General features: G+C 38.6%; 28 protein-coding genes and 2 other annotated features. Of the genes, 6 read left to right on the forward strand and 22 right to left on the reverse strand.

Annotated features, from left to right (window positions below; genetic code table 11):
- The first annotated feature begins 45 nt into the window (after nucleotides 1–45).
- Nucleotides 46–180, forward strand: a complete 135-nt coding sequence (gene sda / locus BLR86_RS00300) for a sporulation histidine kinase inhibitor Sda (RefSeq protein ID WP_090757670.1) — start codon at nucleotides 46–48, stop codon at nucleotides 178–180.
- 93 nt (nucleotides 181–273) lie between these two features.
- On the opposite strand, the gene mnmH is transcribed toward sda, so the two are convergent.
- The 9 genes from mnmH to trpE all read right to left on the reverse strand — a co-directional run bounded on the left by mnmH (nucleotide 274) and on the right by trpE (nucleotide 8464).
- Nucleotides 274–1353 carry a tRNA 2-selenouridine(34) synthase MnmH gene (gene mnmH, locus BLR86_RS00305; protein ID WP_090757671.1) on the reverse strand — a complete coding sequence of 360 codons (1080 nt, stop codon included), beginning with the start codon at nucleotides 1351–1353 and terminating at the stop codon, nucleotides 274–276.
- Nucleotides 1354–1545: 192 nt separating this feature from the next.
- The gene (locus BLR86_RS00310; RefSeq protein WP_090757672.1) at nucleotides 1546–1938 is read right to left on the reverse strand and encodes a hypothetical protein; all 393 of its coding nucleotides are present in this window, start codon (nucleotides 1936–1938) and stop codon (nucleotides 1546–1548) included.
- Between the two features lie 152 nt (nucleotides 1939–2090).
- Complete coding sequence (gene trpA / locus BLR86_RS00315) at nucleotides 2091–2876, reverse strand: tryptophan synthase subunit alpha (RefSeq protein ID WP_090757673.1); 786 nt, start codon at nucleotides 2874–2876, stop codon at nucleotides 2091–2093.
- Entirely contained in the window at nucleotides 2876–4078 is a 1203-nt protein-coding gene (gene trpB, locus BLR86_RS00320) for a tryptophan synthase subunit beta (protein ID WP_090757674.1), read from the reverse strand. Before trpB ends, trpA begins: the two co-directional genes overlap by 1 nt.
- On the reverse strand, nucleotides 4053–4700 hold the full coding sequence (locus BLR86_RS00325; protein ID WP_090757675.1) for a phosphoribosylanthranilate isomerase: 648 nt from the start codon (nucleotides 4698–4700) through the stop codon (nucleotides 4053–4055). The genes trpB and BLR86_RS00325 overlap by 26 nt, the downstream gene beginning before the upstream one ends.
- Nucleotides 4697–5485, reverse strand: a complete 789-nt coding sequence (trpC, locus tag BLR86_RS00330; RefSeq protein ID WP_090757676.1) for an indole-3-glycerol phosphate synthase TrpC — start codon at nucleotides 5483–5485, stop codon at nucleotides 4697–4699. Before trpC ends, BLR86_RS00325 begins: the two co-directional genes overlap by 4 nt.
- Entirely contained in the window at nucleotides 5486–6511 is a 1026-nt protein-coding gene (gene trpD / locus BLR86_RS00335) for an anthranilate phosphoribosyltransferase (protein ID WP_175492740.1), read from the reverse strand.
- Complete coding sequence (locus BLR86_RS00340; protein WP_090757677.1) at nucleotides 6483–7094, reverse strand: anthranilate synthase component II; 612 nt, start codon at nucleotides 7092–7094, stop codon at nucleotides 6483–6485. The genes trpD and BLR86_RS00340 overlap by 29 nt, the downstream gene beginning before the upstream one ends.
- Complete coding sequence (trpE, locus tag BLR86_RS00345) at nucleotides 7094–8464, reverse strand: anthranilate synthase component I (protein ID WP_090757678.1); 1371 nt, start codon at nucleotides 8462–8464, stop codon at nucleotides 7094–7096. Before trpE ends, BLR86_RS00340 begins: the two co-directional genes overlap by 1 nt.
- 71 nt (nucleotides 8465–8535) lie before the next feature.
- Nucleotides 8536–8783: a binding site (T-box leader), on the reverse strand.
- A 35-nt stretch (nucleotides 8784–8818) separates the two neighbouring features.
- Nucleotides 8819–9070: a binding site (T-box leader), on the reverse strand.
- Nucleotides 9071–9234: 164 nt separating this feature from the next.
- Between trpE and BLR86_RS00350 the strand changes: the two genes are divergently transcribed.
- Nucleotides 9235–10515, forward strand: a complete 1281-nt coding sequence (locus tag BLR86_RS00350) for an MFS transporter (RefSeq protein ID WP_090757679.1) — start codon at nucleotides 9235–9237, stop codon at nucleotides 10513–10515.
- 39 nt (nucleotides 10516–10554) lie between these two features.
- Here the strand turns inward: BLR86_RS00350 and BLR86_RS00355 are convergent, their stop codons facing one another.
- Genes BLR86_RS00355 through BLR86_RS00365 form a run of 3 tightly spaced genes read right to left on the reverse strand, consistent with a single transcriptional unit; the run spans nucleotide 10555 to nucleotide 14461 of the window.
- Nucleotides 10555–11457, reverse strand: coding sequence for a 4Fe-4S binding protein (locus BLR86_RS00355; protein ID WP_090757680.1), 903 nt, complete (start codon nucleotides 11455–11457; stop codon nucleotides 10555–10557).
- Nucleotides 11458–11488: 31 nt separating this feature from the next.
- Entirely contained in the window at nucleotides 11489–12079 is a 591-nt protein-coding gene (locus BLR86_RS00360; protein WP_335437242.1) for a DMSO/selenate family reductase complex B subunit, read from the reverse strand.
- A 3-nt stretch (nucleotides 12080–12082) separates the two neighbouring features.
- The gene (locus BLR86_RS00365; RefSeq protein WP_175492741.1) at nucleotides 12083–14461 is read right to left on the reverse strand and encodes a DMSO/selenate family reductase complex A subunit; all 2379 of its coding nucleotides are present in this window, start codon (nucleotides 14459–14461) and stop codon (nucleotides 12083–12085) included.
- A gap of 289 nt (nucleotides 14462–14750) precedes the next feature.
- Between BLR86_RS00365 and BLR86_RS00370 the strand changes: the two genes are divergently transcribed.
- Entirely contained in the window at nucleotides 14751–15044 is a 294-nt protein-coding gene (locus BLR86_RS00370; RefSeq protein ID WP_090757682.1) for a DUF6509 family protein, read from the forward strand.
- Nucleotides 15045–15083: 39 nt separating this feature from the next.
- Here BLR86_RS00370 and BLR86_RS00375 read toward each other — a convergent pair whose 3' ends face one another.
- From BLR86_RS00375 to BLR86_RS00385, 3 genes are all read right to left on the reverse strand, one after another.
- Nucleotides 15084–15287, reverse strand: coding sequence for a cold-shock protein (locus BLR86_RS00375; protein ID WP_175492742.1), 204 nt, complete (start codon nucleotides 15285–15287; stop codon nucleotides 15084–15086).
- 134 nt (nucleotides 15288–15421) lie between these two features.
- Nucleotides 15422–15622 (reverse strand): cold-shock protein, encoded by a 201-nt coding sequence (locus BLR86_RS00380; RefSeq protein ID WP_090757683.1) that lies wholly within the window; start codon nucleotides 15620–15622, stop codon nucleotides 15422–15424.
- A 362-nt stretch (nucleotides 15623–15984) separates the two neighbouring features.
- On the reverse strand, nucleotides 15985–16851 hold the full coding sequence (locus tag BLR86_RS00385) for a non-homologous end joining protein Ku (protein WP_090757684.1): 867 nt from the start codon (nucleotides 16849–16851) through the stop codon (nucleotides 15985–15987).
- A gap of 148 nt (nucleotides 16852–16999) precedes the next feature.
- Between BLR86_RS00385 and BLR86_RS00390 the strand changes: the two genes are divergently transcribed.
- Nucleotides 17000–18832 (forward strand): DNA ligase D, encoded by a 1833-nt coding sequence (locus BLR86_RS00390; protein ID WP_090758207.1) that lies wholly within the window; start codon nucleotides 17000–17002, stop codon nucleotides 18830–18832.
- Nucleotides 18833–19088: 256 nt separating this feature from the next.
- Here BLR86_RS00390 and dapF read toward each other — a convergent pair whose 3' ends face one another.
- The 6 genes from dapF to BLR86_RS00420 form a co-directional block, all read right to left on the reverse strand.
- The gene (gene dapF, locus BLR86_RS00395; RefSeq protein ID WP_090757685.1) at nucleotides 19089–20069 is read right to left on the reverse strand and encodes a diaminopimelate epimerase; all 981 of its coding nucleotides are present in this window, start codon (nucleotides 20067–20069) and stop codon (nucleotides 19089–19091) included.
- A 74-nt stretch (nucleotides 20070–20143) separates the two neighbouring features.
- Nucleotides 20144–20920, reverse strand: a complete 777-nt coding sequence (locus BLR86_RS00400; protein ID WP_090757686.1) for a hypothetical protein — start codon at nucleotides 20918–20920, stop codon at nucleotides 20144–20146.
- Between the two features lie 119 nt (nucleotides 20921–21039).
- Complete coding sequence (locus tag BLR86_RS00405) at nucleotides 21040–21819, reverse strand: ABC transporter permease (protein ID WP_090757687.1); 780 nt, start codon at nucleotides 21817–21819, stop codon at nucleotides 21040–21042.
- A complete protein-coding gene (locus BLR86_RS00410; protein WP_090757688.1) occupies nucleotides 21816–22724 on the reverse strand; it encodes an ABC transporter ATP-binding protein in 909 nt (302 codons plus the stop codon). The genes BLR86_RS00405 and BLR86_RS00410 overlap by 4 nt, the downstream gene beginning before the upstream one ends.
- A complete protein-coding gene (locus BLR86_RS00415; protein ID WP_090757689.1) occupies nucleotides 22724–22924 on the reverse strand; it encodes a PLD nuclease N-terminal domain-containing protein in 201 nt (66 codons plus the stop codon). The genes BLR86_RS00410 and BLR86_RS00415 overlap by 1 nt, the downstream gene beginning before the upstream one ends.
- Before the next feature lie 107 nt (nucleotides 22925–23031).
- Nucleotides 23032–23355, reverse strand: a complete 324-nt coding sequence (locus BLR86_RS00420; protein ID WP_090757690.1) for a DUF4870 domain-containing protein — start codon at nucleotides 23353–23355, stop codon at nucleotides 23032–23034.
- A 174-nt stretch (nucleotides 23356–23529) separates the two neighbouring features.
- Here BLR86_RS00420 and BLR86_RS00425 point away from each other — a divergent pair, with 174 nt between their 5' ends.
- Nucleotides 23530–24651 carry an amidohydrolase gene (locus BLR86_RS00425; protein WP_090757691.1) on the forward strand — a complete coding sequence of 374 codons (1122 nt, stop codon included), beginning with the start codon at nucleotides 23530–23532 and terminating at the stop codon, nucleotides 24649–24651.
- Between the two features lie 312 nt (nucleotides 24652–24963).
- Nucleotides 24964–25524 carry a GNAT family N-acetyltransferase gene (locus BLR86_RS00430; RefSeq protein WP_090757692.1) on the forward strand — a complete coding sequence of 187 codons (561 nt, stop codon included), beginning with the start codon at nucleotides 24964–24966 and terminating at the stop codon, nucleotides 25522–25524.
- Nucleotides 25525–25573: 49 nt separating this feature from the next.
- Here BLR86_RS00430 and BLR86_RS25860 read toward each other — a convergent pair whose 3' ends face one another.
- On the reverse strand, nucleotides 25574–25732 hold the full coding sequence (locus BLR86_RS25860) for a hypothetical protein (RefSeq protein WP_175492743.1): 159 nt from the start codon (nucleotides 25730–25732) through the stop codon (nucleotides 25574–25576).
- Nucleotides 25733–25745: the final 13 nt, after the last annotated feature.

Consider the following 25745-nt stretch of genomic DNA (forward strand, 5'->3'; position numbering starts at 1 on the left):
TAAAAACTGAATATTCAATCCATTATTCCGAGGGGGCTTGCAAAGTTGAAAATAATGAGTAACGAGCTATTGGTTGTAACGTATCGGGATGCTTTAAAATCTGGAAAGGAAAAAGAATGGATCAAGATTTTAAAAGATGAAATAAAACGTCGTGGATTGAGGCCAGTAATCGTTCGCTAAACATGAGACTTTTGAAAATAAGAACCGCCATCTTCGGCGGTTCTTTTATAAAAAAATAAAGACCGATGAAATCGGCCTCGGGTTTTTTGCAACTTAATTTTTCTCTTCAAGAACCTCATTCTTTTTTACCATAAGCTTATCTATTTCTGCCAATACTTTTATACTCGCATCGTTTGAATCATCAGCATAGATATCAATAAAATCGCCATCATATTCATGCGTTGCATGATCATAGCGCGGATCATAATAATGTTCTAACAAGATATGGATCATCATTTGATAGTCCTTAGTTTCTAACGTTTGAATTAATGCCTTTTTCATTTCATTGTCTTTTATCCTTCTCAGGATTTTTTCAATTCCCAGTGAAATATGATCATGATACCAAGGTTCAGTTTGATAAGGCAATACATATTCATTTACTAATTGTTTTACTCGCTGCTCAATAGGGGTATGGATATATAGGTTGATTCCCTTCATTTTTCTATCCATAAGTTCTTTAGGCTGAACAGCTTTCCCAATCCGTTTACTTTCTGCTTCCATCAATAAATAAGGAGATCCTTGTATTTCTCTAAGCCCTTTATATAACAAAGAATCAAAGATTTTTTGATTATTTCCTTCTCCTAATCCAATTGTGCCAAAAATAGAGCCTCGATGGGCCGCCATTTCCTCTAAATCAAGTATCGGATACCCCTGTGACCTTAATTGCTTCAATACATCTGTTTTCCCTACCCCAGTTAGTCCATGTAATACAATTGCCTTGTCTGGGAACATGGTTGGTATTTGTTTAAGAATATATTGGCGGTAAGCCTTATAACCTCCTTCTAAACGCATCGCATAGATTCCTGCAAACTCTAAAAAGGTTACAACCGCCTTACTACGCATTCCCCCGCGCCAACAATGGATAACTAATTCTTGCTCATTTGCCATTGCTGCTTTAATTTGTTGAAGCAGACTAGGAATTTTAGGTGAAACAAACTCCATTGCTCTCCATTTGGCAGCAGCTTGTCCCTCTTGTTTATAGATTGTCCCAATTACCGCCCGCTCTTCATCTGTGAATAATGGAATGTTGATTGCTTCTGGAATTGAACCATCCTTATACTCAATAGGTGATCGAATATCAATGATCAGTGGATTCTGTATTGTTTGTAATTCCTCAACAGTAATTTCCTTCATTTATAGAAACGCCTCATTTTCTATCTAATTTGAAAAATGTGCTTAAACAAACAAAACTTCCAAAAATGGAAGTTTAAAAGGGAATTCCTTTAATTGATCAATCACAAATAAGTTCAGTAAAAGTATAGACTAATTATATAAGAGTTATACGAAGGTTTCAAGAAAACATTCATGCCAATTCCCTGGAATGAGTTAGCGAAATGGTATTCCTGTTAAGTTTTCAACTGCTTGACAAAATCGTTCCCATTCACGAGGAAAACATTCAATGCCTTCACTTTCGTAAATTTTACCTTTGGTATTAAGCTTAATCGACCAAAACATCCCATCGAGAATAATTCCCTCTTCTTTTCGATAGGAACGTTCCCATTCCCAAATATTCAGCGAATAAATTTCACTTTTAAACTCTTCCATACTTCCGATACGTTTTCGCTCCATAGGAGTAAATGGGGTGACATTGTCTTTGTTTCCCCATTCAAAAACAGTAAATGTATTCCGATAGAAATCAACATGAACCTTATAAGAGATACCAGAAAAACCATCAATTCCTGCAATTAATGAGTTGATTGTTTCCTTTACCTTCATCATCAATTCCTCATCCTTACCAAAACAAATTTAAGCTTTCCCTACCATCTACTAAAATTATAGTAAATATTCTTCTAGCATTCTGTAACAAATAACACTAATCAAAAGTTTTCTGAAAATAAAAAATCTACTCTAAGCGAGCAGATTTTTTATTCCTACCTTACGTTTTTTTCTGGCCTAAGAACAGACATAAAGCTCTCCAAGCTATGCAAATCATTTTTATGGAGCAAGTCAACAATCTTACTTCCGACAATGACTCCATCACAATGTGCTGTTAACTCGTGGTTTTGTTTTTCATTTGAAATTCCAAACCCAGCCACTACCGGAATCGGACTAATTTCTTTCACCGTCTTTAAGTATTCGATAACTTCTTGATCAAATTCATTTCTCGTTCCCGTTATTCCTTTTACGGTAACCGTATATAAAAATCCATTGCCTCGATTTGAAATTTCTTTGATTCTTTCTTTTGGAGAAGTCAAGGTAACAAGTCGGATTAATTCAATTCCTAAATCTTCTAATTCACCTGCAATTAGTTCCTCTTCTTCAAGCGGAAGATCAGGGATGATACAGCCGTCTACCCCAGCATTCGCTATATCTTGTGCAAATGCGGATATCCCATATGAATAGATAGGATTTAAGTATGTCATTAGGACGATAGGAATAGACACTACATCCCTCGCTTTTTCAAGTTCATTGATGATTCCCCTTAGTGTTGTACCGTTTTGAAGCGCCCTGATCCCTGCTTGCTGAATCGTCGGACCATCTGCTACAGGATCAGAAAAGGGAACGCCAATTTCGATGAGCGTAGCACCGAATTTTTCCAACGTGATTAGACGCTCTTGCAGGTTGTTCAGTCCACCATCACCAGCCATGATATAGGGGATAAAAGCCTTCCGCTCTTGCTCTTTTAACGACTTGAATGATTGTTCAATTCTATTCATTATCCTCTCTCCCTCTCTAACCTTTCTTTAACAGCCATTACGTCCTTATCACCTCGGCCGGATAAGCAAACTACGATATTTTCCGTTTCCTTCCTTTCAGCAGCAAGTTTAACCGCAAAGGCAATGGCATGTGCACTCTCAAGTGCAGGGATAATTCCTTCTAGCTTTGAGAGAAGTTGAAATGCATCCAATGCTTCTTTATCTGTAATAGAATGATATTCTGCTCTTCCACTGTCTTTTAAGTAACTATGTTCAGGTCCTACTCCAGGATAATCAAGCCCAGCCGAAACAGAATGTGCTTCAATGATTTGTCCTTCCTCATCTTGCAGTAAGTACATTAAAGCGCCATGCAGTACTCCTGGTTTTCCCTTTGTCAGTGATGCGGCATGGAAAGCCGTTTCTACCCCTTGCCCTGCTGCCTCTACTCCAAATAGACTTACTTCATTGTCCTCAATAAACGGATGGAACATTCCAGCCGCATTGCTTCCACCGCCGATACAGGCAACAACAGCTTCAGGAAGACCTCCTACCTGTGCTAAAAATTGCTTTCTTGTTTCCTTGCCAATGACACTCTGAAAATCTCTTACCATCACTGGAAATGGATGTGGTCCCATTACTGAACCTAGAAGGTAGTGAGTATCATCCACATGTTCCACCCAGTAGCGTAATGCTTCATTAACAGCGTCTTTTAAGGTGGCACTGCCAGAGGTAACACTAACAACCTTTGCTCCAAGAAGCTCCATACGGAAGACATTTAGTGCCTGACGTTTGATGTCTTCTTCTCCCATAAAAATAATGCAGTCAAGATTTAATAAGGCGCAAACAGTTGCCGTCGCCACACCATGTTGTCCTGCACCCGTTTCAGCAACAATTTTTCTTTTTCCCATTCTAACAGCTAGCAGTGCTTGACCGATTGCATTGTTTATTTTATGGGCTCCGGTATGATTCAGGTCCTCACGTTTAAGATAAATTTGGGCACCGCCAGCATGTTTTGTTAGATTCTTTGCATGATATAGCGGTGTTTCTCTTCCAACATATTCTGATAAGTATCCATCTATTTCTGCTTGGAAACTTGGGTCAGCTTTAGCAATTTTATAAGCTTCATCCAACTCAAGAACTGCTTTCATCAGTGTTTCTGGTACAAACCTTCCACCATAAATACCAAATTTTCCTTTTTCATTCGGCAGTGTATATGAATTCATTCCTTGTTCCTCCTGTTTGGCTCCCTTTAGCCTTATTAATGAATGTTTGAATTTTAGTTAGATCCTTTTTTCCGTCTGTTTCCACTCCACTGCTTACATCGACCATGTATGGTTGAATGAGCTTTATGGCTTCTTCAACATTTTCCTCTTGTAAACCTCCGGCAAGGATGACTTTTTTCCCCTTGAGGTCCTTAACAGAAATACTGTTCCAATCAAAAGACAAACCATTCCCGCCTCTGTATTTCCCCTTTGGACCGTCCAGCAACACGTGTTCACAAGGATAAGCTTCTATTTCCTTTAAAATTAGATCCTTATCCATACTTATAGCTTTGATTACCGGGAACGACAGAGATTTGCTAAAAGCTGAAGTTTCGTCACCATGTAATTGAACATGTGTGAGTCCAACTGTGGAAGCAATTTCCTCTATCTTCTCCTTTGTCTCATTCACGAACACCCCTACCTTTAATACTTCTTTCGGTAAATGGGAAATAATTTCCTTTGCTTTGGGAACTGTAATCTTTCGTTTGCTTTCTGCAAAAACAAAACCGATGGCATCTGCACCATAATCAATCGCAGCAATTGCAGTAGTCAGGTCTGTTATACCACAAATTTTCACCTTCATTTTTTTCCCTCTCCAACTAGCGGCATCCTGAAATCTTGAAAGGATTTAGCTAGGTCTGGGCTCTTCATTAATGCTTCCCCGACCAAAATTCCATTTGCTCCAGCATTCCGTACCCGCTCCACATCTTCCTTGTGGTGGATGCCACTTTCACTGATTAGAAAAGCACCTGCATCCTTTATTGATTTTGCCAGCGACTCGGTAACGTCAAGTGAAACGTTAAAGGTCTTTAGATCACGATTATTAACACCGATAAGTTGGGCACCTAGGTTGAGTGCTTTTTCTAATTCCTCTTGATTATGGACCTCCACTAATACCTCTAAATCCAAATCCGTTGCATATTGATAAAGCTCTGTTAGCGTATGTTCGTCCAGTGCCGCAACAATTAATAGGATGATATCAGCACCATTTGCTGCTGCCTGGTCAATTTGACAAGAGTCAATAATGAACTCCTTACAGAGGATGGGCAGATCAACCGCCTCTCTAACCGCTCTTAAATCAGCAAACGACCCTTTAAAAAAAGTGGAATCAGTCAGGACTGATATAGCGGACGCTCCTGCCTTCTCATATCTTGCCGCTTGGTCAGCAGGTTCCACTCCATTGTTAATCATTCCTTTAGACGGAGAGGCACGTTTAAATTCGGAAATAATCACCATTTCTTCTGCATTCTGTAATTTTCGGATGAAGGATCTCTTCTGTTTCGCTTCTACTTTTATCACATTTCCTTCGCGAAGTTTTAGAACCTCTTTTTGTTTTTCATTAATAATCCGATCTAATATCGTTTCCACTTATATCGCCTCTCTTTTAGCTTTAGCTGTCAGTTCAATTAACTGTTGTAACTTTTCATAAGCTGCCCCTGAATCAATCACATCTCTAGCAATGTTGATCCCCTCGACAATGTTGGCCGCTTTTCCACTTGTATAAATTCCTAACCCTGCATTCAATAGGACTGTATCTCGGCAGGCTCCTTTTCCCCCCATAAGGACCTTTTTGAGAATCATTGCATTTTCCTTAGAATCTCCGCCTTTAATAGCGCTGTTATCATATTGAGGAAGTCCTACTTCTTCCGGTACAAAGGTTTGGCTCGAAATTACACCGTCCTCTAAAAGTGTGAGGTGGTTCTCACCTTGCAAAGATGCCTCATCCATAAAGCCTGCCCCGTTTATAACAACCGCTCGTTTCCGTCCGATATTCTGTAGTACTTTTGCAAAAACAGGCAATAAATCTCTTCGATAGACACCTAATAATTGATAGTCCAGATCGATTGGGTTCGTAAGAGGGCCAATAAAATTAAAAATCGTTGGGATTTTTAATTGTCTTCTAACCGTCATAACCTTTTTTAGTTTAGGTTGTACATGCGGCGCGAATAAGAACGAAATACCAAGTTGATGGAGAATTTCTTCAGTTTGTTCGACAGGTAGATTTAAATTTATTCCAAGGTACTCCAGCACATCCGCACTTCCAGTTTTACTGGATACACTCCGATTACCGTGCTTTGCAACGGGGATGCCAGCACCCGCAATTACAAAAGCAGATGTAGTACTGATATTAAAACTCGAAGAACCATCCCCGCCGGTACCACAGTTATCTATCACATCTTGAAACTTCCTTTTAAAAGGAAGTGTATTTTCCTTTAGGCCCTTGACGATTCCAGTAATTTCCTCAACTGTTTCTCCTTTTGATTTTAACCCCATTAACAAGGCCGCAATTTCACTTTCTGAAACCTCTTCACCTAAAATTAAGTCCATTGCTTCAATCATTTGTGGCTCTGTAAAAGATTCACCTTCAGCTAATTGGAGTAAAAAATTTTTCATTTCGCTTCATCCTTTCTATTTCAGTTAAAAAGTTTTGCAGCATTTGCTTACCAGTTGGTGTGCCAATCGATTCAGGATGAAATTGTAACCCGAATACTGGATAGTGACGGTGCTTTATTGCCATAATTTCTTGATCATCAAGTGAATGTGCAACACATTCCAAATCAGGAGAAAGACTTTCTTTTGCAACAACCAACGAATGGTAGCGCATCACTTCTAATGGAGAAGATAAATAAGTAAACATTCCACTGCCAGTATGTGTGATTTGCGATGTTTTCCCGTGTTTAATAAAATTTGCTCTTTTTATCTCACTGCCAAATGCAGCTCCAATGGCTTGATGGCCTAAACAAATACCCAATATCGGGAATTCTTGATATAAATTTTGTATCACCTCAATACATATTCCTGCATCCTCTGGCTTTCCAGGTCCTGGCGAAAGGATAATTGCTTTCGGCTTCATATCTTTTATCTGCTGAATGGTAAGCTGATTATTTCTAATGACGGTAACGTTCTCTCCTAACTCTCCTAAATATTGAAAAAGGTTGAACGTAAAGGAGTCAAAATTATCAATTAGTAAAATCATTATTCACCCTCCAAAAATGCTTTTAATTTATTTATCGTTTCTTCATACTCTGATTCTGGGTCGGAGTCGTGGACAATCCCTGCACCTGCCTGGATATAGGCGGTGTTGTCTTTAAGTATCATCGTTCGAATCGCCAGTGCAAAATCCATATTTCCATTGGCAGATAGGTAACCAATTGCACCGGAATAAAGTCCACGCTTTGATTTCTCCAATTTATTAATAATTTCCATTGCTCTGATTTTCGGTGCACCTGATACAGTGCCTGCAGGGAGACAAGCTGCTAGAGCATCAAGATTGCTATGCTCGTTTGTCAGCGTTCCGCTTACTTCTGACACGAGATGGATGACATGACGGAAATTTTCAACCTCCATATATTTATCCACTGTTACCGAACCAAATTCACAAACTCTACCTAAGTCATTTCGGCCGAGGTCAACGAGCATTTTATGCTCTGCCAGCTCTTTTTCATCACTTTTCAATTCTTTTGCAATTAACTGATCTTCTTCTGCTGTTTTACCTCTCCTTTTTGTCCCTGCGATTGGATTTGAGAATACCTGTGATTCCCTAGTTTTTATTAGGCTTTCAGGTGAAGAACCTATTACGGTATAACCATCGAAATCAATATAAAACATATAAGGTGTTGGATTATGAGCACGATGTTTGCGATAAAGTGATAAGGGTGCGCCTTGAAATGATGATGTCATTCTTCGAGAGAGTACCACCTGAAAAATATCACCTGCCATGATGTGCTCTTTTGCAACTTCAACATTTTTAATAAATTCTTCCTTGGATGTTTCCGATTGAAAGCCGCCAAATTGAAAAGGACTTTCTTCTTCGTATATTGCTGGTTGCTTTAGCTCTTCCATTATTTGATCAATCCGATTTTCAATTTCACTTTCAACTGTTAGTGGAAGCCCACAAATGGTTATTTTTTCTTCAAGGTGATCAAAAACAATCACTTCTTCATAAAACATAAGATGGACATCAGGCATTTGTACTCCGTTTGGGTACTCTTCGCCAATTGCTTCAAATTGCCGGATAATGTCATAGCCTACGTACCCAACTGCTCCGCCAATAAAAGGGAAAGGGGCTTCATCAATCTGCGGCATTAATGTTTTAATGATTTCTAGAGGATTTCCTTTTATGACTTTCTTTTCTCCATTTCGATACAGAATTTCATTTGCATCACTATAGGATATAAGTTCAAATGCTGGGTCTGAACCAATTAACGAATAACGACCAGAATCATGGTACTTATGTGAACTCTCCAATAAAAACTTCTTATCTCCGCTTATTTTCTGCAAGATTGAAATAGGTGTGAATGTATCCCCTTTTAATTCCTTTAAGAAAAAGCCATTTTTTATTTTCATGCGTTTTACATCCCTTCGTAAATAAATAAAAAAATCGTCCTCTATACGCATAAAAAAGAAAAATTATGCGTATAGAGGACGATTCTTAGTCGTGGTGCCACCTCTGTTTGAAGCTAAACCTTCAGCTTCCTCTTTCAGATACAGGACAATGGAAGTCCGATATCCTATCCTTTTAACGGTGGAACTCCGTGCGGCCCTACTAAAATTCAGGCCGCCTCTCACAAGTCCATTCCACAAATCCATTCTTACCGGGCTCTCACCACCCCCGACTCTCTGAAAAGAATTAAATAAGTGTACTACTCTTGCTCAACGATTTAAATTATTTTGTTTAAAAACAAACAGGGCCCTCCATCCAAAAAGGACGGAAGACCCGTGGTGCCACCTTCATTAGCCAAAAATCGACTCACTTAACCAATATCGAAGCATGATCTGCTTGAATATCTGTCTCTTTTAACGATGAGATCTTCGCCAAAGCCTACTGACCCTATAGGAGGTTCGGTTTGGAGGCTCCGAAGTCCATTCACTAATACGTCTACACTGATTTTCACCAACCATCAGCTCTCTAGAGAATCCGTAAAAGTTACTACTCTTCATCAATGCCTTTCATATTGATTTTTATATTAAACCATATCAAAGCTTATTGTCAATACTAATTTTTAGAAAATTCAATATAACCATCTTTTCTTTATTCCATTTAAAGGATACCTATTTTGTTGCAAAGATGTCAATATTAACGTTAGCACATCATATGGAGGCGGGATGGAGGAATAATGGATTATATTGAACGACTAAACCAGGATTCTGAAGGAAACAAATCTTCCTCGGCAGCTGGAAAAAAGAAAAAATCTGATGAGATTTCTAAACAAAAGTGGGCGATACTCTCACTTTCATCCATACCTTTAGTTATGACTTTAGGTAATTCCATGTTAATTCCAGTGTTGCCGTCAATGGAAAAAAAATTATCAATCTCTGCGTTCCAAACGAGTATGGTTATAACTGTTTATTCGCTTGTGGCCATTTTCTTAATCCCAGTCGCCGGGTACTTATCTGATCATATTGGTAGGAAAAAGGTAATCTTACCTAGTCTCATAATCGCTGGCTTAGGTGGCTTACTATCTGGATGGGCCGCTTGGAGGTTGGACGATGCCTACTGGTTGATCCTAGTTGGACGTGCCCTTCAAGGTGTTGGAGCAGCTGGAGCAGCGCCAATTGTGCTTCCTTTGGTAGGTGATATGTTTAAAAATGATGATGATGTCAGCAGCTGTCTTGGTTTAATTGAAACCTCCAATACGTTTGGAAAAGTTCTTAGCCCGATATTAGGGGCTGTACTTGCAGGCTTTATTTGGTTTTTACCTTTCTTTTCATTTCCAGTCTTTTGTACCATTTCAGTTATTATGGTAGCACTATTAGTAAAGAGTCCAAAGGCAGCAAAACCGATTCCGTTTAAACAATTTTTCACAAATGTTAAAAAGACATTTACAGAAAAGGGAAAATGGTTATTTGCGATTTTTTTTATTGGCGGTATCCTGATGTTGGTCCTATTTGGCATATTATTTTACCTTTCTGAAATCTTTGAAACGGAATATGGGATTAAAGATGTAAAAAAGGGCTTGTTTTTAGCGTTGCCTCTAGGGGCTCTTTGCCTATCATCCTTTATATCAGGAAAGGTAATCAAAGACAATAAGGTTTTAATGAAACGGCTTACATTTGGAGGTATAGTTGCCGCTGCAATTTCTATAGCCGCACTTTGGTTATCGATAAAGCTTTGGTTTATGTTAAGTATGTTTTTAATCGCCGGAGTTGGAATTGGTATTGGACTGCCATGTCTAGACGCTCTTATTACCGCCGGAATTGAAAAAGAAGAGCGTGGAACCATTTCCTCTATTTATAGCTCTATGAGATTTATCGGAGTCGCAGCCGGCCCTCCGATTATTGCCTTGTTGATGAAACAGGCAACTTACTGGATATTTATTACACTGAGTGGTCTGAGTATCATTGCTGCATTTGTTGCAATGATTGCGATTAAACCTGGTGAAAAAAAAGCACAATAAAAAAAGCGCTGGGTCCACCAGCGCTTTCGTTCAATATTCCTAATACGGACTTAACCAACTAGGATCCCTATTTATGCAAACATGGCATTTCTCTATTCCAGTATCAAATGTGTAAAAGCTGTGTCCACAGTCTTTACAATTTTGGGAATGGATTGGTTCAAACTGTTCACTTTTTATTTTTACATCTAGTTGAATCTCAATGGCATTCTCTGAGCAGACATCGGTACAGGCTGTACAATTCACACACTTTTGATTGTCAATATGCAGCATGCCTTCGTTTATTTGAAATACGCCTTCTGGACAGAGTCCGAAGCAAGCCTTGCAAAGAGTGCATTTATCTTGATCCAAATTTACAGAAAAAAATTGATAGTCTGAATAATACTTAGAAAGCTTCCAGTCATCCTGCTCCATCTTCCATACCGCTGGAGCCATACGTTTAGCAAGCTGTTTTCCTTCTTTTTGAAAAGAACCAAAGAGCGCTCTTCTTGAAAGCATCTCATCGTTAACTTTTTCAATCACAACAATTGGAGACTCATCCAGCAAATGCAATTGTTCATTTGTAGCATGTACTACCGTTTCCCACTCCTGGTTAATTGGCTGTTGAGAAACTTGAATCGATGTCATTCCTCTTTTTTTATAAATCAACAATTCTTTTATAGATGGAACATAGCTTCTATCAAAGATGAGACTTCCTTTTTCAAAACTCCGGTTACTTGCGACACCTTCAATCGCAGACACTGGGCAAACAATCATGCACTCCCCACACATCGTGCATTTCTTTGTGTCAATGAGGAGTAAATCACCTTTTATTACAATTCCGTCGTGTTCACATTTCTCTATGCAATAACTGCAGGTTGACTTTCGATTCCGCTCTCTTGAACACTTATTCGTAACCTTCATTTCTTCATGCAAGCTCTCAAGCCAATTTACGAGGATTGACATTTGTAATCACCATCTCATTTTTTTGACGTTTTTATCCTAATACTGCATCCCGGTGCGGCGTGATGACAATATTTGGTTTGGTAATGGTCGGACTAGGCATTCCTTTAATTTGGTTAATGCTTCCATACTTTTTACGTAGTTCTTCAATTGGACCAAATTCAATCGCACCTAATGGACAAGTCGCAACACAAACTGGGTCTTCTCCTTTTTCTTGAAGATCCATACAGAAGTTACATTTGTTCGACTTAAAGGTCTCCTTATTATATTGTGGTCCACCATATGGACAGGCTTTCACACATAATTGTGCACCAGCACAAACCTCCTGATCAATGGTAACGACACCATTTTCCTTGTTCTTAGAAATCGCACCTGTCGGGCAGCTTAGGATGCAGGCAGGTTGTTCACAGTGATTGCAAGCAATCGAGAAATAATATGATTTCACATTATGAACGAGTCCGCCATTCGGCTGTTGCATATAGGTCCCTTCTTCTTGTGTATAAACTCTGCGAAAGTTAATTCCTACTTCAGTATTGTTCTTATCTTTACACGCAACACTACAAGCCTTACAGCCTTGGCAAATGCTCTGATTGATATAAAATCCGATTTGACCCAAAATAGTCACTCCCTACGCTTTTTTCACTTCAACAAGATTTGTTAATTGTGGATTTGATTTTGCCAGCGGAGTCGGCCGTTGTGACGTTAACACGTTTACCGCTCCCCTTTGATCAATACCAGACTTGTCAGGAGTATACCAGCCACCCTGAGGAATACCTGCTACTCCAGGAGTGATACGTGTCGTTACTTTCACATCAATTACTAAACTGCCTCGGTCATTAAATACTTGAACTCTATCTCCATCTTTAATTCCACGTTTTTCCGCATCTTTTGGATTCAACCACATCTCTTGTCTGGCTGCTTCCTCGAGCCAAGGCATATTATCATAGGTAGAGTGACATCTGCGCTTATAATGCCAGCTGATAAGCTGCAATGGATACTTCTCTATTAATGGGTCTTCCGGACCTTCCCACGAAGAAATATATTTTGCAATCGCTGGTATCTCGTCATGCTGATTCATATCCCAAAGCGTCTTTGAAAATAATTCAATTTTGCCAGAAGGTGTCTCAAATGGGTTATTCTCGAGATCATCGATTTGCGGCTTAAAGCCAACTAATGGTTCATCATATTTAAAATGGTGAACGCCTTTTTCTCGGAATTCCTCAAGGGTTGGGAAGGTTGGATCCAGTTCTTTACGTGTTCTCTCCACGCTTTCTTTTACCAAATCGAGAATGGTTCTGCCCTCCGTATATTGCTCCTTAACACCCAGTTTTTCTGCAACTTCTGCAAATACATCATATTCATCTCTGCATTCGTATAGAGGGTCAATGGTTTTATCACCAAATACGACGTAATCACCAAAACACCATGGAACACCGATGTCATAACGCTCTAAAAACGTTGTTCCAGGAAGGATGATATCTGCATATTTCGCACTCGGAGTCATAAAGAGATCGCTAACGACAATAAATTCTACCTTACTCTCATCTTCCAAAAGCTGTTTGGTTTTATTAATATCAGCATGCTGATTAATTAGCATATTTCCAGCCATATTAAAAATAAGTTTTATATTCGTTGATAACTTATCTGTCCCTTGCAGCCCATCTGCTGCAGTCATTTCCGTACCTTGTTCAACTGCTTTTGTCCAGAGGAAACAAGGGATTGAAGCTTTTACCGGGTTATCATAGGATATAGGATAAACAATATTCGAACGATTCCAGTACCCTGTCCCGGCAGCCCAGCCGCCTAACTTTCCAACATTTCCGGTCAAGCATGCCAATTGTGCACCACCACGCATGAATTGCTCACCATAGGCCTGGCGTTGGGCGGCCCAGCCTTGTATTAAAGCAGCAGGTTTGATGGTAGCATAGTTTCTTGCGATTTCACGAATCTTATCTGCTGGTACTCCGCAAATTTTCTCTGCCCATTCAGGTGTTTTTGCCACTCCATCTTTTTCGCCTAATAAATAACTTTTCAAGGATTCTTCCTTTCCCACACCTTCAGGCATATGATCGCCATCAAAACCTACACAGTACTTGTCTAGAAACGCTTGATCATGTAGTTTTTCACTTACGATTACATAACCCATTGCATCCATCAACGCATTATCTGTGGTTGGCTTAATGGGTATCCATTCATCTGCATAGGAAATGGCCGTATCTGTATATCTAGGATCAATGACCACTATTTTTGCACCATTTCTTTTTGCCTGCATTAAATATTCGCGGTACGGGGTGGAGAAAATCATTTCAGAAGGATTCTGGCCCCACAAAATAATGTATTTTGAATGCAGTAATGAATCGAAACTGCTGCCAGAATTATTCGTTCCATAAGTATAAGGAGTCGCTACATTTCCGGCTCCTGAACTGTAATCATTTCGGAAGTTTAAGAAACCACCCGTGACGGATAATAATTTCCTTACAGCTGTGCTGCCGCCATGCAGCCCCCAGCATTGACCCGATGAATAGTTATCATATCTTGATTCAGGTCCATATTGGTCACCGATTCGTTTCACTTCAGAAGCGATTGTTTCAACAGCCTCATCCCATGAGATTCTTTCAAATTTCCCTTCACCACGTTTTCCCACACGTTTCATTGGATATTTAAGGCGATCTGGATGATAGAGAAGATTTCGATAATTCCTGCCGCGCACACATGCTCTAAGTGGTGGAATGGATGGATCGCCACTTTCCTGTGTATCCGTCGCTACTCGAACGACAACACCGTCTTTTACATATGCCTTAATAACACAGCGACCTCCACAGTTGTTAACACTACAGGTGGAAACAACCTTATCCCACTCGCTTGCACTGGCGACTTTCTCTTCCTTTTGCTTGTCTATCAATAATTTGGTTCCAACACCGCCAGCGATAACCGGAACACCTATTGCCCCAGACCATTTCAAAAAGGTCCGACGCTGCATCTTATTTGCCAATATATTCTTTGACATATGTATCCCTCCACGAATGTGAATATTTTCACATGATTTGCAGGTAGTCCTCCGTATATTTTTTCCTCTACCTCTTATAAGTCAATTTTACTGGATAGTTATTAAATAACTATTAAATTTGAAATAATTCACATTTATTTCATAATAGTCATCCATATTTTGATAACAATTTATGGTCGAATGGAGTCATATAGTATCTTTTTATAACCTATCTTGCGTTTTAGAACCTATTTAATTTTAGTTGCCCGCGAAATATGTATATAATATAAAGGATACTAATTTGCAGAGGATGATTTTTTTGAATATTACAGGTCATACAGTTGAAAAACTTGTAGATCCATTTGGATTATTAAGCGGTGATCGCTATGAATTTTTTCTTGAAATTGAGGTCGAGGAAGACGATGAACTCTATAGTGATAAAGGGTTAGGAATAAGGGTGCTTTATGTAGTCGATGAAAACGGCCCAAGAACATCCAATTATCATCTTTATGAAAGAGGGTCTGACAAGATTTTAGATTTTGAACTTGAAGAAGATGAGGAACTCCTAGTTTTTAATTATTGTAAGGAAAACATCGAACCATAAGAAAAAGCAGAGGAATTCCCCCCTGCTTTTTCTTGATTATTACATGAAGTTTTTACTATGATTATGAATTACCGCTAATTCTTTTGTGGTAAGACTCATTTCACTTTTACATATTGGACAGAGGGGCACTTCAGTGCTCTTAAAATTATCACGAATCCAGCATTTACAGCTATCTGAATTACATTTCCAAATCTTAGTTTCTTCAAGCTTAACTTCTTCATCATTTCTTCTACCAAACGCCAAAAAGATCACCCCTTGTATTTTTTGCAATACTGGTTCTTGACACTTTGATTAAGATGAAAGGTAAAAAAATCATCTTTTATAAAGATAAAAAGGTGATGCCTTATCATTGCACCACCTTTTTATTTTTGAGTGAATTAAACAGCTTTTACGTTAGAAGCTTGTGGTCCACGAGCGCCTTCAACGATTTCGAAAGAAACTGATTGACCTTCTTCTAAAGTTTTAAAGCCTTCTGTTTGAATAGCAGAGAAGTGTACGAATACGTCTTGACCGCCGTCAGCTTCAATAAATCCAAATCCTTTTTCTGCGTTAAACCATTTTACTTTACCGTTGTTCATGAGTAGTACCTCCAAAGATTTGTTCACTTTTAGTTAATAACCATTTAAACAATCAAAAAGCCGCAATGCACTACGGGTAATAGACATCACCCACATTTCGTGCAGTTACGACTACTTAAACCAAATAAATATATACACGAACTTAAAAGCGTAACCTTATTATAACCTTTATTTTTCTAAAAGTCAATTAAATTTATAGTATAGCATACTAGCAAGCCACTATAAATAAATAGTTATTAATTTTTTTCAAAATCTCTCTGGAAAAAACTTCAATAGAATTCACCTCAAATCATTTCTCTTTCAGAGTGTTCCCTTAAAGCTAAATGCTCAAAAAAAACCGACTCAAGAATCGGTTTTTCAACTTACGCTTCTTTTTTGATTTTTGATACAGCCTTTTTCCTTGGTGCTGCAGGTTTTTTGGCAGCTGTTTCTTTTTTAATCATTGTTCCTTTTCTTGGTTTCGTCCGATCAATTGAAGCCTGTAGGGCAGCCATTAAATCAGTAACATTTGAAGCAGTCTCTTTTGCAGCCGGTGTTACTGTTTCTTGTCCTGACCGTTTAGATTCGATTAACTCTAATAATGCAGTTCGATATTCATCCGTATATTTTTCAGGCTCAAATTCAGTTGTTAACTGATCAATCAACATGATCGCTGTAACTAATTCCTTCTCTGTTACCTTATCGTCTGCGGGAACATTTGGAACGTCGCCGGCATGACGAACTTCATCCGGGTAATGAATCGTTTCCATTACTAAAGTATTTTCGTATACACGAATGACAGCCATTTGTTCTTTTGATCGAATAATAATTTTTGCGATTCCAACCTTTTGTGATTCTTGGAGAGCCTTTCGCAGCAAAGAATATGCTTTACTGCCGCCTTCGTTTGGTGACATATAATAACTGCGGCCAAAATAAATCGGGTCAATTTCTTCGATTTTGACAAAATCAATGATTTCAACGGCCTTTTCTTCATTTTCCTTCCGGAGCTTTTCAAGGTCCTCTTGATCTAGGACGACAAATTTCCCTTTTGTATATTCATATGCCTTGACGATATCTTCCGGCTTTACTTCCTCTTCACAGGCTGTACATATCTTTTCATATTTAATTGGTGCATGGCATTTATTGTGCAAAGTCCTAAGTTTTACGTCTTTATCTTCTGTCGCAGTATGTAGCTTTATCGGGATATTGACCAAACCAAAACTAATACTGCCTTTCCACATCGTATGCATCGCGTCATTCTCCAATCTTTTTGTTAGGCATTTTAACGACAATCACTAAGAAAACAACCTTTTGTTATTATTTTTGCTTTCTTTTTCAATTACATTCCTAAAAACATTTGGTAACGGACAACCTATAGAAAAAGAAAGGAAAAAAACAATGAAACCGATGCTGCCAACGCTTACCTTTGATCTCACACCAAATCCTGATTGGCTGTACGAGGTTAAATACGATGGTTTTCGAGCGATTTTAAATTGGAATGATGATGGGATAACGTTAACGAGTCGGAATGATAAACCATTGCTGCCACAATTCCCTGAAATCAAGGAATTTCTTGAGTCCTTAGCAGAACATTTCCGACCTTTTCTCCCCCTTCGGCTTGATGGAGAGCTGGTTCTGCTTGAAAATCCATACAAAGCTAACTTCTCTGCAATCCAGGTTCGTGGCAGGCTAAAAGCAGCTAAGAAAATTGCCGAACAAGCTGCTAAATCCCCTTGCCGGCTAATGGTTTTTGATCTTCTTGAAATGGGAGGCAAACCACTATATTCTAAAAAGTTTGATCAACGTAAAGATGAATTACGTAACCTTTTTATGAAGCTTGGTTTACCAATAGAAACAGATCCATATAGTGAAAAATTACTACAACTCGTAGAAGCAAATCGGGATTTTACCTTATTATGGGACAATATCGTTCTACATGATGGCGAAGGGATTATCGCCAAACATAAAAACAGCCTTTGGGAGGAAGGAAAGCGCTCCTTACAATGGTTAAAATATAAAAACTGGAAATATGTCAGCTGCTTTATTACAGCCTATGAAAAGGCGAATGGGTACTTTTATTTGGGAGTCAATAAAGAAGGACAAATTCACGGAATTGGACAGGTGCTGTTTGGTTTTAAACCGGATGAAAAGCAAGCACTTCAAAGTATGATTAAACAGAATATGGTAAATGAGGATAGTCAATTCATCTATGTTGAACCCGCTATTTGTTTAGAAGTAAAATATTTAGAACTTTACGAAAATCAACTGCGCGAACCTCATTTTCACCGTTTCCGCTTTGATCGTAAGCCGGATGAATGTACATATCAACAATTTATTTTTAATCAAAAAAATTTACCAGCGGATTTGGAAATTACCCACCCCGATAAACCGTTATGGAAGAATCATCCTATCCAAAAGGTGGATTTTATTTTGTACTTAAGGGAAATATCTGCCTATATGCTGCCATTTTTAGAAAACCGGATTTTAACGGTTATTCGCTACCCACACGGTATGTTTGGTGAGCCATTCTATCAAAAAAATTGTCCAGATTATGCACCAGATTTTGTCCAGACATATCGCGATGAAGGAATTGACTATATCGTTTGTAACAATCTAAAAACCCTGATTTGGCTTGGAAATCAATTAGCTATTGAATACCATCTTCCGTTTCAAACTATTCACAGTCAGGGTGCGAGTGAAATTGTGATTGATCTAGATCCTCCATCCAAGGATGAATTTCACTTGGCAGTTAAAGCAGCATTAATCATTAAAGAAGTCCTTGATCAATTAAATCTAATTGGGTTTGTAAAGACTTCTGGAAATAAGGGATTACAGATCTACTTGCCTCTGCCAGAGGACGTATTTTCCTTTGATGATACACGTCTGTTCACAAGCTTCATTGCGGACTATTTAATTTCTAAAGATCCTGATTCATTTACAATCGAACGAATGAAAAAAAATCGCGGCAGCCGGCTCTACGTGGATTATGTACAGCAAAGTGAAGGGAAAACAATCGTGGCACCTTATTCCATGCGGGGAAATGAACATGCCGGCGTAGCCACACCATTGTATTGGGAAGAGGTCAGCGATAAACTGAATCCGGTTCACTTTAATATGGAAAATGCACTAAATCGCATCCGCAATCAGGGCGATCCCTTTAAAAATTACTTTCAAACAAAATCACTACAGGATTTCGCACCAGTCCTGGACGTGTTAAAGGCAAAAAAATAAGGGTGGGGCAACTTGAGTGACCGCATCCCTACTCCAAAATCTTTTTCGGTCACTATAGACCCCTTATAGTGACCGTAATAGCATCCCAATTCCATTTTCGGTCACTATGGACCTCTTATAGTGACCGTAATAGCATCCCAATCCATTTACGGTCACTATAGAACACTTATAGTGACCGTAACACTACCCCACTCCTATTTTTCGGTCACTATAGACCAGCAATTGCCCCGATACTATACCCAATCTCCACTAATTTTTACAATCCAGCACCTCGCAGATATGCATGCGCTTCTATCTGTAATTTTTCGTAAATATCTTGTTCGGTAAATGCTTCTTTCGAATGCACCGTGAAGTTTTCGCTTGCTAGATCAACATCCACTTCTGCCCTGAATAAGTACGTAGCATTTCCAATCAAATCAATAACGAAATTTCCTTCATTTTTATGAACTACACACTGAACTTTACCACCATTATTATAAACGTTTATTCTCTCTTCCACGTTGTTTAACCCCTGCAGGCACGTTACCAATGAAGAGGCTGACATGGCTGTTCCACAAGCATTTGTGAAGCCTACACCCCGTTCAAAAGTATTTACATAAATACTGCCAGGACTCAAGGATTTAACAAAGCTGACGTTTACACCGTCAGGGAACAATTCGTTAGGTTGATTAACTTTCTCACTAAGCTGTTTTTGTAGTTCTGACTTCAAGTGCTCTAGCTCCACAATGGAAATTAAATGGGGATTGGGAACCGCTAGCGCTGAAAACGTTAACGTATCTGAAAGCTCTGGAATTTTTTTATTGAGTAAGTTGTCTGCATTTAGATTCAATGGCAAATCCGCCAACCGAAAGGAAACTGGTGAGATTTCCACTTGGTAGGTTGTCACCTTGGGATAGATATCCTGTTGTTGACTCACCTTTAAATCCGCCTTCATCGTCTCAATGATAGCTTCTTTAAACCCCAGCATTTCACAGACATACCTAGCAACTAGCCGCAGCCCATTGCCACACATCGAAGCCTCTGAACCATCGGTATTAAATACCCTCATTCTTCCGTCAGTATGCTCACTTTTCATAATAAAGAGGATTCCATCAGCCCCTAAATCTGAACTACGGTCACATAACAACCGGGCAAGCGCTGCCCTTTCACCTTCTGAAAAAGAATAAGCATTGGTAATTTCATCAATTATGAGAAAATCATTTCCTGAACCATGGCCTTTAATCATATCAATTCGCACTGCACAAACCTCCGAGGTAGATTGCAATTTTTATAATTTATTCTATCAAAATAGAAACGAGAATGACACTTTCGTTACCTCTCGATAAAATATTCATTTATCAAAAATGACATCCGGAGCAGCTTGTCCTTTTGTGATAAGCTTTCCGAGAGTGAAAGGACTGGAGTATTCGCCTCGGGAAATCGACCGCTCCACTCCATAGGCATCCATCCTCGTCTAAGGCGAACGACCTGCTGATTAGACTGATTCAATACACGCTCGTCCATAAAGGTTGTTGATCCTTCAACAGATCCAATATAACGACCTGATTCATCGATGATTTCTTTCTTTTTTTTCAACCACGATCCATTTTCTTTCTTAAAACAGCCTAAATATCTCTTATTTTGATCATATACCTCAATCTTTACGTGATTTATTTTAAAAAAACCAACGGCCTGATTTTGACGATTAAAAAGCGCATAAATTCTTGGTTTCTTGAATAGAAGAAACCCCTTTTGCCGGTATTTCTTTATTAAACCTGCTTGGTGACCATCCGGAAAGAATAGTTGCAGGCTAGATTTTTGATGATTCATAAAAACAACTACAAGGTGTCTGGCTTCAAATATATTTTGATAATAGCTTTCTGATTGCAACATATTACGTCCGATCGCCATCGATTGTTTCATCCTAAAAAGATAGATTTGAAAGCTAATAAAGCTGTATACAATAAAAGGTATCGTCAATAACATCATTTGTTTGTTTTGAAAGTAATATAGATTCCCTACTGCAATCACGATAGCAGGAACGAGTGCGGCAATGCTTCCATTTAAATTTAAATTAGCCGTACCACGGTAAAATTGATCTATTTTCATTTTGAAAACTCCTTATCTGCCCTCTTATTTTTAATTCTATTAAATATGGGCAAAAAAAATGATAGGAGTTTTACTAATAGAAAAAAAGAAGCCACCTAAATGACCTCTAGACTTACATATTAAGAGGCAAGCTCTTTTTTCTTAAAAATAACTACACTTACCCATAGAAGGACAGCAATGATGAAGATGGCCAGTAAACTTGCTGGTAGTGTCGCATCAGGAAGTTCCCCTGCTGTAAGTAGCACACTTGCATAACTTGTTAGCTGCGATGGACTCCATTCTAATAAATGAGAAAGTACTCCGCTAATAATACTTACTATTAGGGTAAGTGCCAACGATATAAATCCCGCCATTCCTGGGGCCAATAGCGATGCACTAAAGAATACCGTTACTGTTAAAACCACTGTAAGCCACAAACCATATAAAACGTATGTTTGGAAAAATTCACCGATTGGAACCCAATCAAATAATTGTCCCGTATAATACCAGGTTGATAGATACCCGATAAATAATGATACCCAGACTAACAAGAGAGCTCCCGCCCATTTCGATGTGACATAAGAAAAATAGGAAACCGGTTTGACTAAAATCATGGCTGCGACACCACTTTTTCTTTCACCAGCAATGACCCCCATCGTTCCAAGGACAATGATTAACACCCCAATAGTCGAGTATTGGCTAAGCCCTGAAGCTAACACAACACCTGCAGTTGGCAGCGGGATATCAATGACCGCACCTTCAGGCAGTCCACCCAATGAATCGAGAATATCCTTCATATAGTAACTCGTTAATGGCTCGGATACCCCTAATAATATAAAGGTGATTGGAACCCAGATCCATTTAAAATTCCTCCACATTTCGAGAACCTCTTTTTTAAATAGCGTCAGCCACTGGCTCATTTCCCCACCACCTTCATAAATACATCTTCTAGTGTCATACTACTGATTTCAAATTTATCGAGTTGCCAGTCAGAATCGGCAATCAACTTTAAAAATTCTCTCCTGGCCAGCTCTACATCTTTAACAAACACACTAATTCTATTTCCATCCACCATTATCGAGTGGGTTAAGGAATGATTTTTAAGTTTGCCCTCCATCTCATCGGTTTTCTTTCGGAAAATCAAGTCAATCTTTGCTTGTTGGTGCCGCTGACGCAAGTCCTCCATGGTTCCGGATTCAACGATTTCACCCTTATGTAAAAAAAGAATTTCATCACAAACTTCTTCTGCATCATTTAAAATATGGGTGGAAAACAGAATCGTTGTCTCCTTTTTCAGACCCTCGAGAAGTTCAAGTACTTCCCTTCTGCCAAAAGGATCTAATGCGGACACGGGTTCATCGAGCATAACGAGCTGTGGACGATGAATAATGGCCTGTGCAATTCCGAGCCTTTGTTTCATTCCTCCAGAGTATTTACCGACTCTACGGTTCTTCGCATCACTAATGCCAACAAGTTCTAAAAGTTCTAGAGAACGCGCCTTTGCTTCCTTCGTTGGTAGTCCAGCAAGTTCCCCGACATATTGAAGGAATTCCAATCCTGACATCCAGTCATAAAAAACAGGAAATTGTGGCAAGTAGCCAATCAAGTGACGAATATCCCCATCCTTTTTCGCATCACTAAAGGTGATCGTCCCTTTGGTTGGTTTCATTAGTCCTGACAGCATTCGAAGTGTTGTTGTCTTCCCAGCACCATTAGGACCTAAAAGGGCAATACACTTGCCCTTTTCCAGCTTAAAGTCCAGTCCCTTTATGACTTCATTGCCTTGGAAACTCTTTTTTAATCCTTGAATTTGGATAAGTGACATTAATTATTTCTCCTTCCGATAACAAAATAAAGAATCGGTCCAAGAATATTCACAAAAATAATAATAAACACCCAAAGCAGCTTTGGACCATTGGTTTTTTCAATTCTGGATAAATCGACAAGTGAAACAATTAATAAAATGAGTTGAATAATAAATAATGGTGCAAGCAGTCCCCAGTTAAGTCCTTCTAAAAATTCCATGTTATTTCCCCCTTGTTTATTCGTCATTTATTAATATGACGTTTGAACTATAAAAACGTTCAAAACCCAGCAAAAAATTTTTTTTGCTGGGTTGAATGGGTGATATCTTATTTAATTATCCTGAATATCAATGGGAAATGATATTCAGATCCTTCATATGCTTTAACAGCTGCAATGATGGTAAACACTAACGCCATAATCCCCAAAATCCATAACAGGAATATACCAACGAGGAGGATTACTAATATCCCGCTGATGATTGAATAAACTGTGTAGGAAATGAAAAAGTTAAAATATTCTTTGCCATGATGATTGATAAATGATGACTCATCCTTCTTGAGTAACCAAATAACTAGTGGACCAATAATTGGGAAAAAAAGACTAACAACATAGAGAATCGCCGCAAGTGCTCTTTCTTCACTTTTTATCATTTTTTAATTCCCCCAACGGAAAATTTTTTTTCTATCTTTCCCTAATATGTACGCTCTTTACTTTAAAAGGTTTCATCATTTTTTGAAAATTACTTATTTCCGCTATCACATCATCCGTCGTAGTTGATAAAATAATAAAAATACTATTACAACTGTGTAGAAAGGTTATTTTGCATGAAAATACTTTTAAAGAACGCAATCGTTTATCCGATTACATCTGAACCCATTCTAAACGGAGATGTCTTAATTGAAAATGGGAAAATAATAACTGTTGGAAAAAATCTTCAACCTGAATCGGCTACCAAAATCATTGACTGCCATCAATACTATCTTCTACCTGGATTCATAGATGTCCACACCCACCTTGGCCTCTATGATGAAGGAACGGGCTGGGCTGGCAATGATGCCAATGAGACGGCAGAAGCCATGACTCCACATATACGAGCAATTGACGGTGTTTACCCATTAGATCCAGCTTTTTCCGATGCGATAAAAAGTGGTATTACTACCGCACATGTCATGCCTGGCAGTGCGAATGTCATTGGAGGTACTACGTCCGTTCTTAAAACAACGGGGAAAAACGTTAAAAAAATGATTGTCCAAGAAATTTCCGGTTTGAAGATTGCATTGGGTGAAAATCCGAAAAGAATTCACAGTCAGGGGAATAATGACTCGATTACCAGAATGGGGATCATGGGAATGCTACGGGAGGCATTTTTTAATGCCTTTCATACAGATAACCCCGAGGATCTTAGAATTGCTCCACTTGTGATGGCGTTAAAGAGAGAAATTCCTGTTAGAATACATGCTCACCGTGCTGACGATATCATCACAGCATTACGACTAGCGGAGGAATTTAACCTAGATTTAAGAATTGAACATTGTACGGAAGGACATTTAATTGCAAACGAATTAGCAGGTATGAATTTAAAAGTATCGGTTGGTCCGACTTTAACCCGAAGATCCAAAATTGAACTGAAAAATAAAACGTGGAAAACGTATCAAGAGCTCACCAATAACGGTGTCGAAGTATCGATTACAACCGATCATCCCTATACCCCGATTCAATATTTAAATATATGTGCAGCCTTGACCGTTCGCGAGGGTCTGTCAGAACAAAAAGCATTAGAAGGAATCACAATTTTACCAGCAAGGAACCTAAGGTTAGATCAACGTATCGGAAGTATTGTAAGCGGAAAAGAGGCGGATTTAGTGCTATGGAGTCACCATCCTTTTCATTATTTGGCAAAACCAAAATGGACGATGATTGGCGGTGAAATCGTTTTCTCAGAATAGTAGAAATTTGTTGAAATTTGCTAAAAAATAATTACAAAAAGTTAACAAAAAACCTATTTATTTTTTTTATTTTTTCTAGTATGATACTTAAAGTGAAACCGAAATGGCCTAAAAATCTAGGGGGTAATTCACATTTATTTTCATCAACAAAAAAAATGATATAGGGAAGGCAAATGGTGCGCCACCAGTAATACCTGGTTCTAGTGGGTTCGATTCCCACCCCGAAATTTTTTAGTTTATCTGAATAAAAAATTTCGAGGGTGGGCCGCTTCTTTAGACATGGGATCGGATTACCCAATGGAGGGAAATTCAATGCTTAAGAAACGAGATCTTCATGACAGCCATGTATTATTTGAATTAATGTCGCATCCAGATGTCTTTCCTTTTGTGCGTCAAAAATGCGCTTCTTATGAAGAATTCATATTTATGACAAAACAGACAATTGAAGCTGAAGAACGCGGTGAATGTATTTCACGGACGATTCTTGATGAATGGGGTAACCCAATTGGCACCATTAATCTTTTTGATATTGAAGATCAAGCTGGATTTTTAGGAACTTGGCTTGGCAAGCCCTATCATGGAAAAGGCTACAACAGTCCTGCAAAAGACGCTTTTTTTCAAGAAGTTTTTTACAATATGGGAATTGAAACGATCTTTATGAGGATTCGTAAAGTGAATATCAGGTCTATTAAGGCTGCAGAAAAACTCCCTTATGTAGTGAAAGCAAATGAAACAAGAAAATCACTTTATGAGCAGTTGAATGCTGCTGGTGATGTGTATGATTTATATGAAATACCAAAAGATCAATACACCTTCTATTTGATGAGAAACGGTGCTCCACAAGAAGAACCTTCCCACCTGTTAGAAGCATAAAAGCAACCGGCTAAAAGCCGATTGCTTTTTTATTTTAAAAGATATTTTATTAATCCGTAATATCCGGTTCGATTCCCGTATTAACCTCACTAATACCCATATGGAGCAAAAATTCATTTAGTTCCTCATTCGTTAATGTTTCAAAACGACCATCATGAAAAAATACTTGAGTTTGGTTTGGGTTAATTCGGTTCATGTTAAAACTCATATTCTTTGCTCCT

This window comes from Bacillus sp. OK048 (assembly GCF_900103525.1).
In the GTDB taxonomy this organism is placed as follows: Bacteria; Bacillota; Bacilli; order Bacillales; family Cytobacillaceae; genus Neobacillus.

Excerpts from the sequence above, each read along its gene's own strand:
- mnmH (WP_090757671.1), bottom strand. The coding sequence starts at position 1,353 with ATGAAGGAAATTACTGTTGAGGAATTACAAACAATACAGAATCCACTG.
- BLR86_RS00310 (WP_090757672.1), bottom strand. The coding sequence starts at position 1,938 with ATGATGAAGGTAAAGGAAACAATCAACTCATTAATTGCAGGAATTGAT.
- trpA (WP_090757673.1), bottom strand. The coding sequence starts at position 2,876 with ATGAATAGAATTGAACAATCATTCAAGTCGTTAAAAGAGCAAGAGCGG.
- trpB (WP_090757674.1), bottom strand. The coding sequence starts at position 4,078 with ATGAATTCATATACACTGCCGAATGAAAAAGGAAAATTTGGTATTTAT.
- BLR86_RS00325 (WP_090757675.1), bottom strand. The coding sequence starts at position 4,700 with ATGAAGGTGAAAATTTGTGGTATAACAGACCTGACTACTGCAATTGCT.
- trpD (WP_175492740.1), bottom strand. The coding sequence starts at position 6,511 with ATGAAAAATTTTTTACTCCAATTAGCTGAAGGTGAATCTTTTACAGAG.
- BLR86_RS00340 (WP_090757677.1), bottom strand. The coding sequence starts at position 7,094 with ATGATTTTACTAATTGATAATTTTGACTCCTTTACGTTCAACCTTTTT.
- trpE (WP_090757678.1), bottom strand. The coding sequence starts at position 8,464 with ATGAAAATAAAAAATGGCTTTTTCTTAAAGGAATTAAAAGGGGATACA.
- BLR86_RS00350 (WP_090757679.1), top strand. The coding sequence starts at position 9,235 with ATGGATTATATTGAACGACTAAACCAGGATTCTGAAGGAAACAAATCT.
- BLR86_RS00355 (WP_090757680.1), bottom strand. The coding sequence starts at position 11,457 with ATGTCAATCCTCGTAAATTGGCTTGAGAGCTTGCATGAAGAAATGAAG.
- BLR86_RS00365 (WP_175492741.1), bottom strand. The coding sequence starts at position 14,461 with ATGTCAAAGAATATATTGGCAAATAAGATGCAGCGTCGGACCTTTTTG.
- BLR86_RS00370 (WP_090757682.1), top strand. The coding sequence starts at position 14,751 with ATGATTTTTTTGAATATTACAGGTCATACAGTTGAAAAACTTGTAGAT.
- BLR86_RS00380 (WP_090757683.1), bottom strand. The coding sequence starts at position 15,622 with ATGAACAACGGTAAAGTAAAATGGTTTAACGCAGAAAAAGGATTTGGA.
- BLR86_RS00385 (WP_090757684.1), bottom strand. The coding sequence starts at position 16,851 with ATGCATACGATGTGGAAAGGCAGTATTAGTTTTGGTTTGGTCAATATC.
- BLR86_RS00390 (WP_090758207.1), top strand. The coding sequence starts at position 17,000 with ATGAAACCGATGCTGCCAACGCTTACCTTTGATCTCACACCAAATCCT.
- BLR86_RS00400 (WP_090757686.1), bottom strand. The coding sequence starts at position 20,920 with ATGAAAATAGATCAATTTTACCGTGGTACGGCTAATTTAAATTTAAAT.
- BLR86_RS00405 (WP_090757687.1), bottom strand. The coding sequence starts at position 21,819 with ATGAGCCAGTGGCTGACGCTATTTAAAAAAGAGGTTCTCGAAATGTGG.
- BLR86_RS00410 (WP_090757688.1), bottom strand. The coding sequence starts at position 22,724 with ATGTCACTTATCCAAATTCAAGGATTAAAAAAGAGTTTCCAAGGCAAT.
- BLR86_RS00415 (WP_090757689.1), bottom strand. The coding sequence starts at position 22,924 with ATGGAATTTTTAGAAGGACTTAACTGGGGACTGCTTGCACCATTATTT.
- BLR86_RS00420 (WP_090757690.1), bottom strand. The coding sequence starts at position 23,355 with ATGATAAAAAGTGAAGAAAGAGCACTTGCGGCGATTCTCTATGTTGTT.
- BLR86_RS00425 (WP_090757691.1), top strand. The coding sequence starts at position 23,530 with ATGAAAATACTTTTAAAGAACGCAATCGTTTATCCGATTACATCTGAA.
- BLR86_RS00430 (WP_090757692.1), top strand. The coding sequence starts at position 24,964 with ATGCTTAAGAAACGAGATCTTCATGACAGCCATGTATTATTTGAATTA.
- BLR86_RS25860 (WP_175492743.1), bottom strand. The coding sequence starts at position 25,732 with ATGAGTTTTAACATGAACCGAATTAACCCAAACCAAACTCAAGTATTT.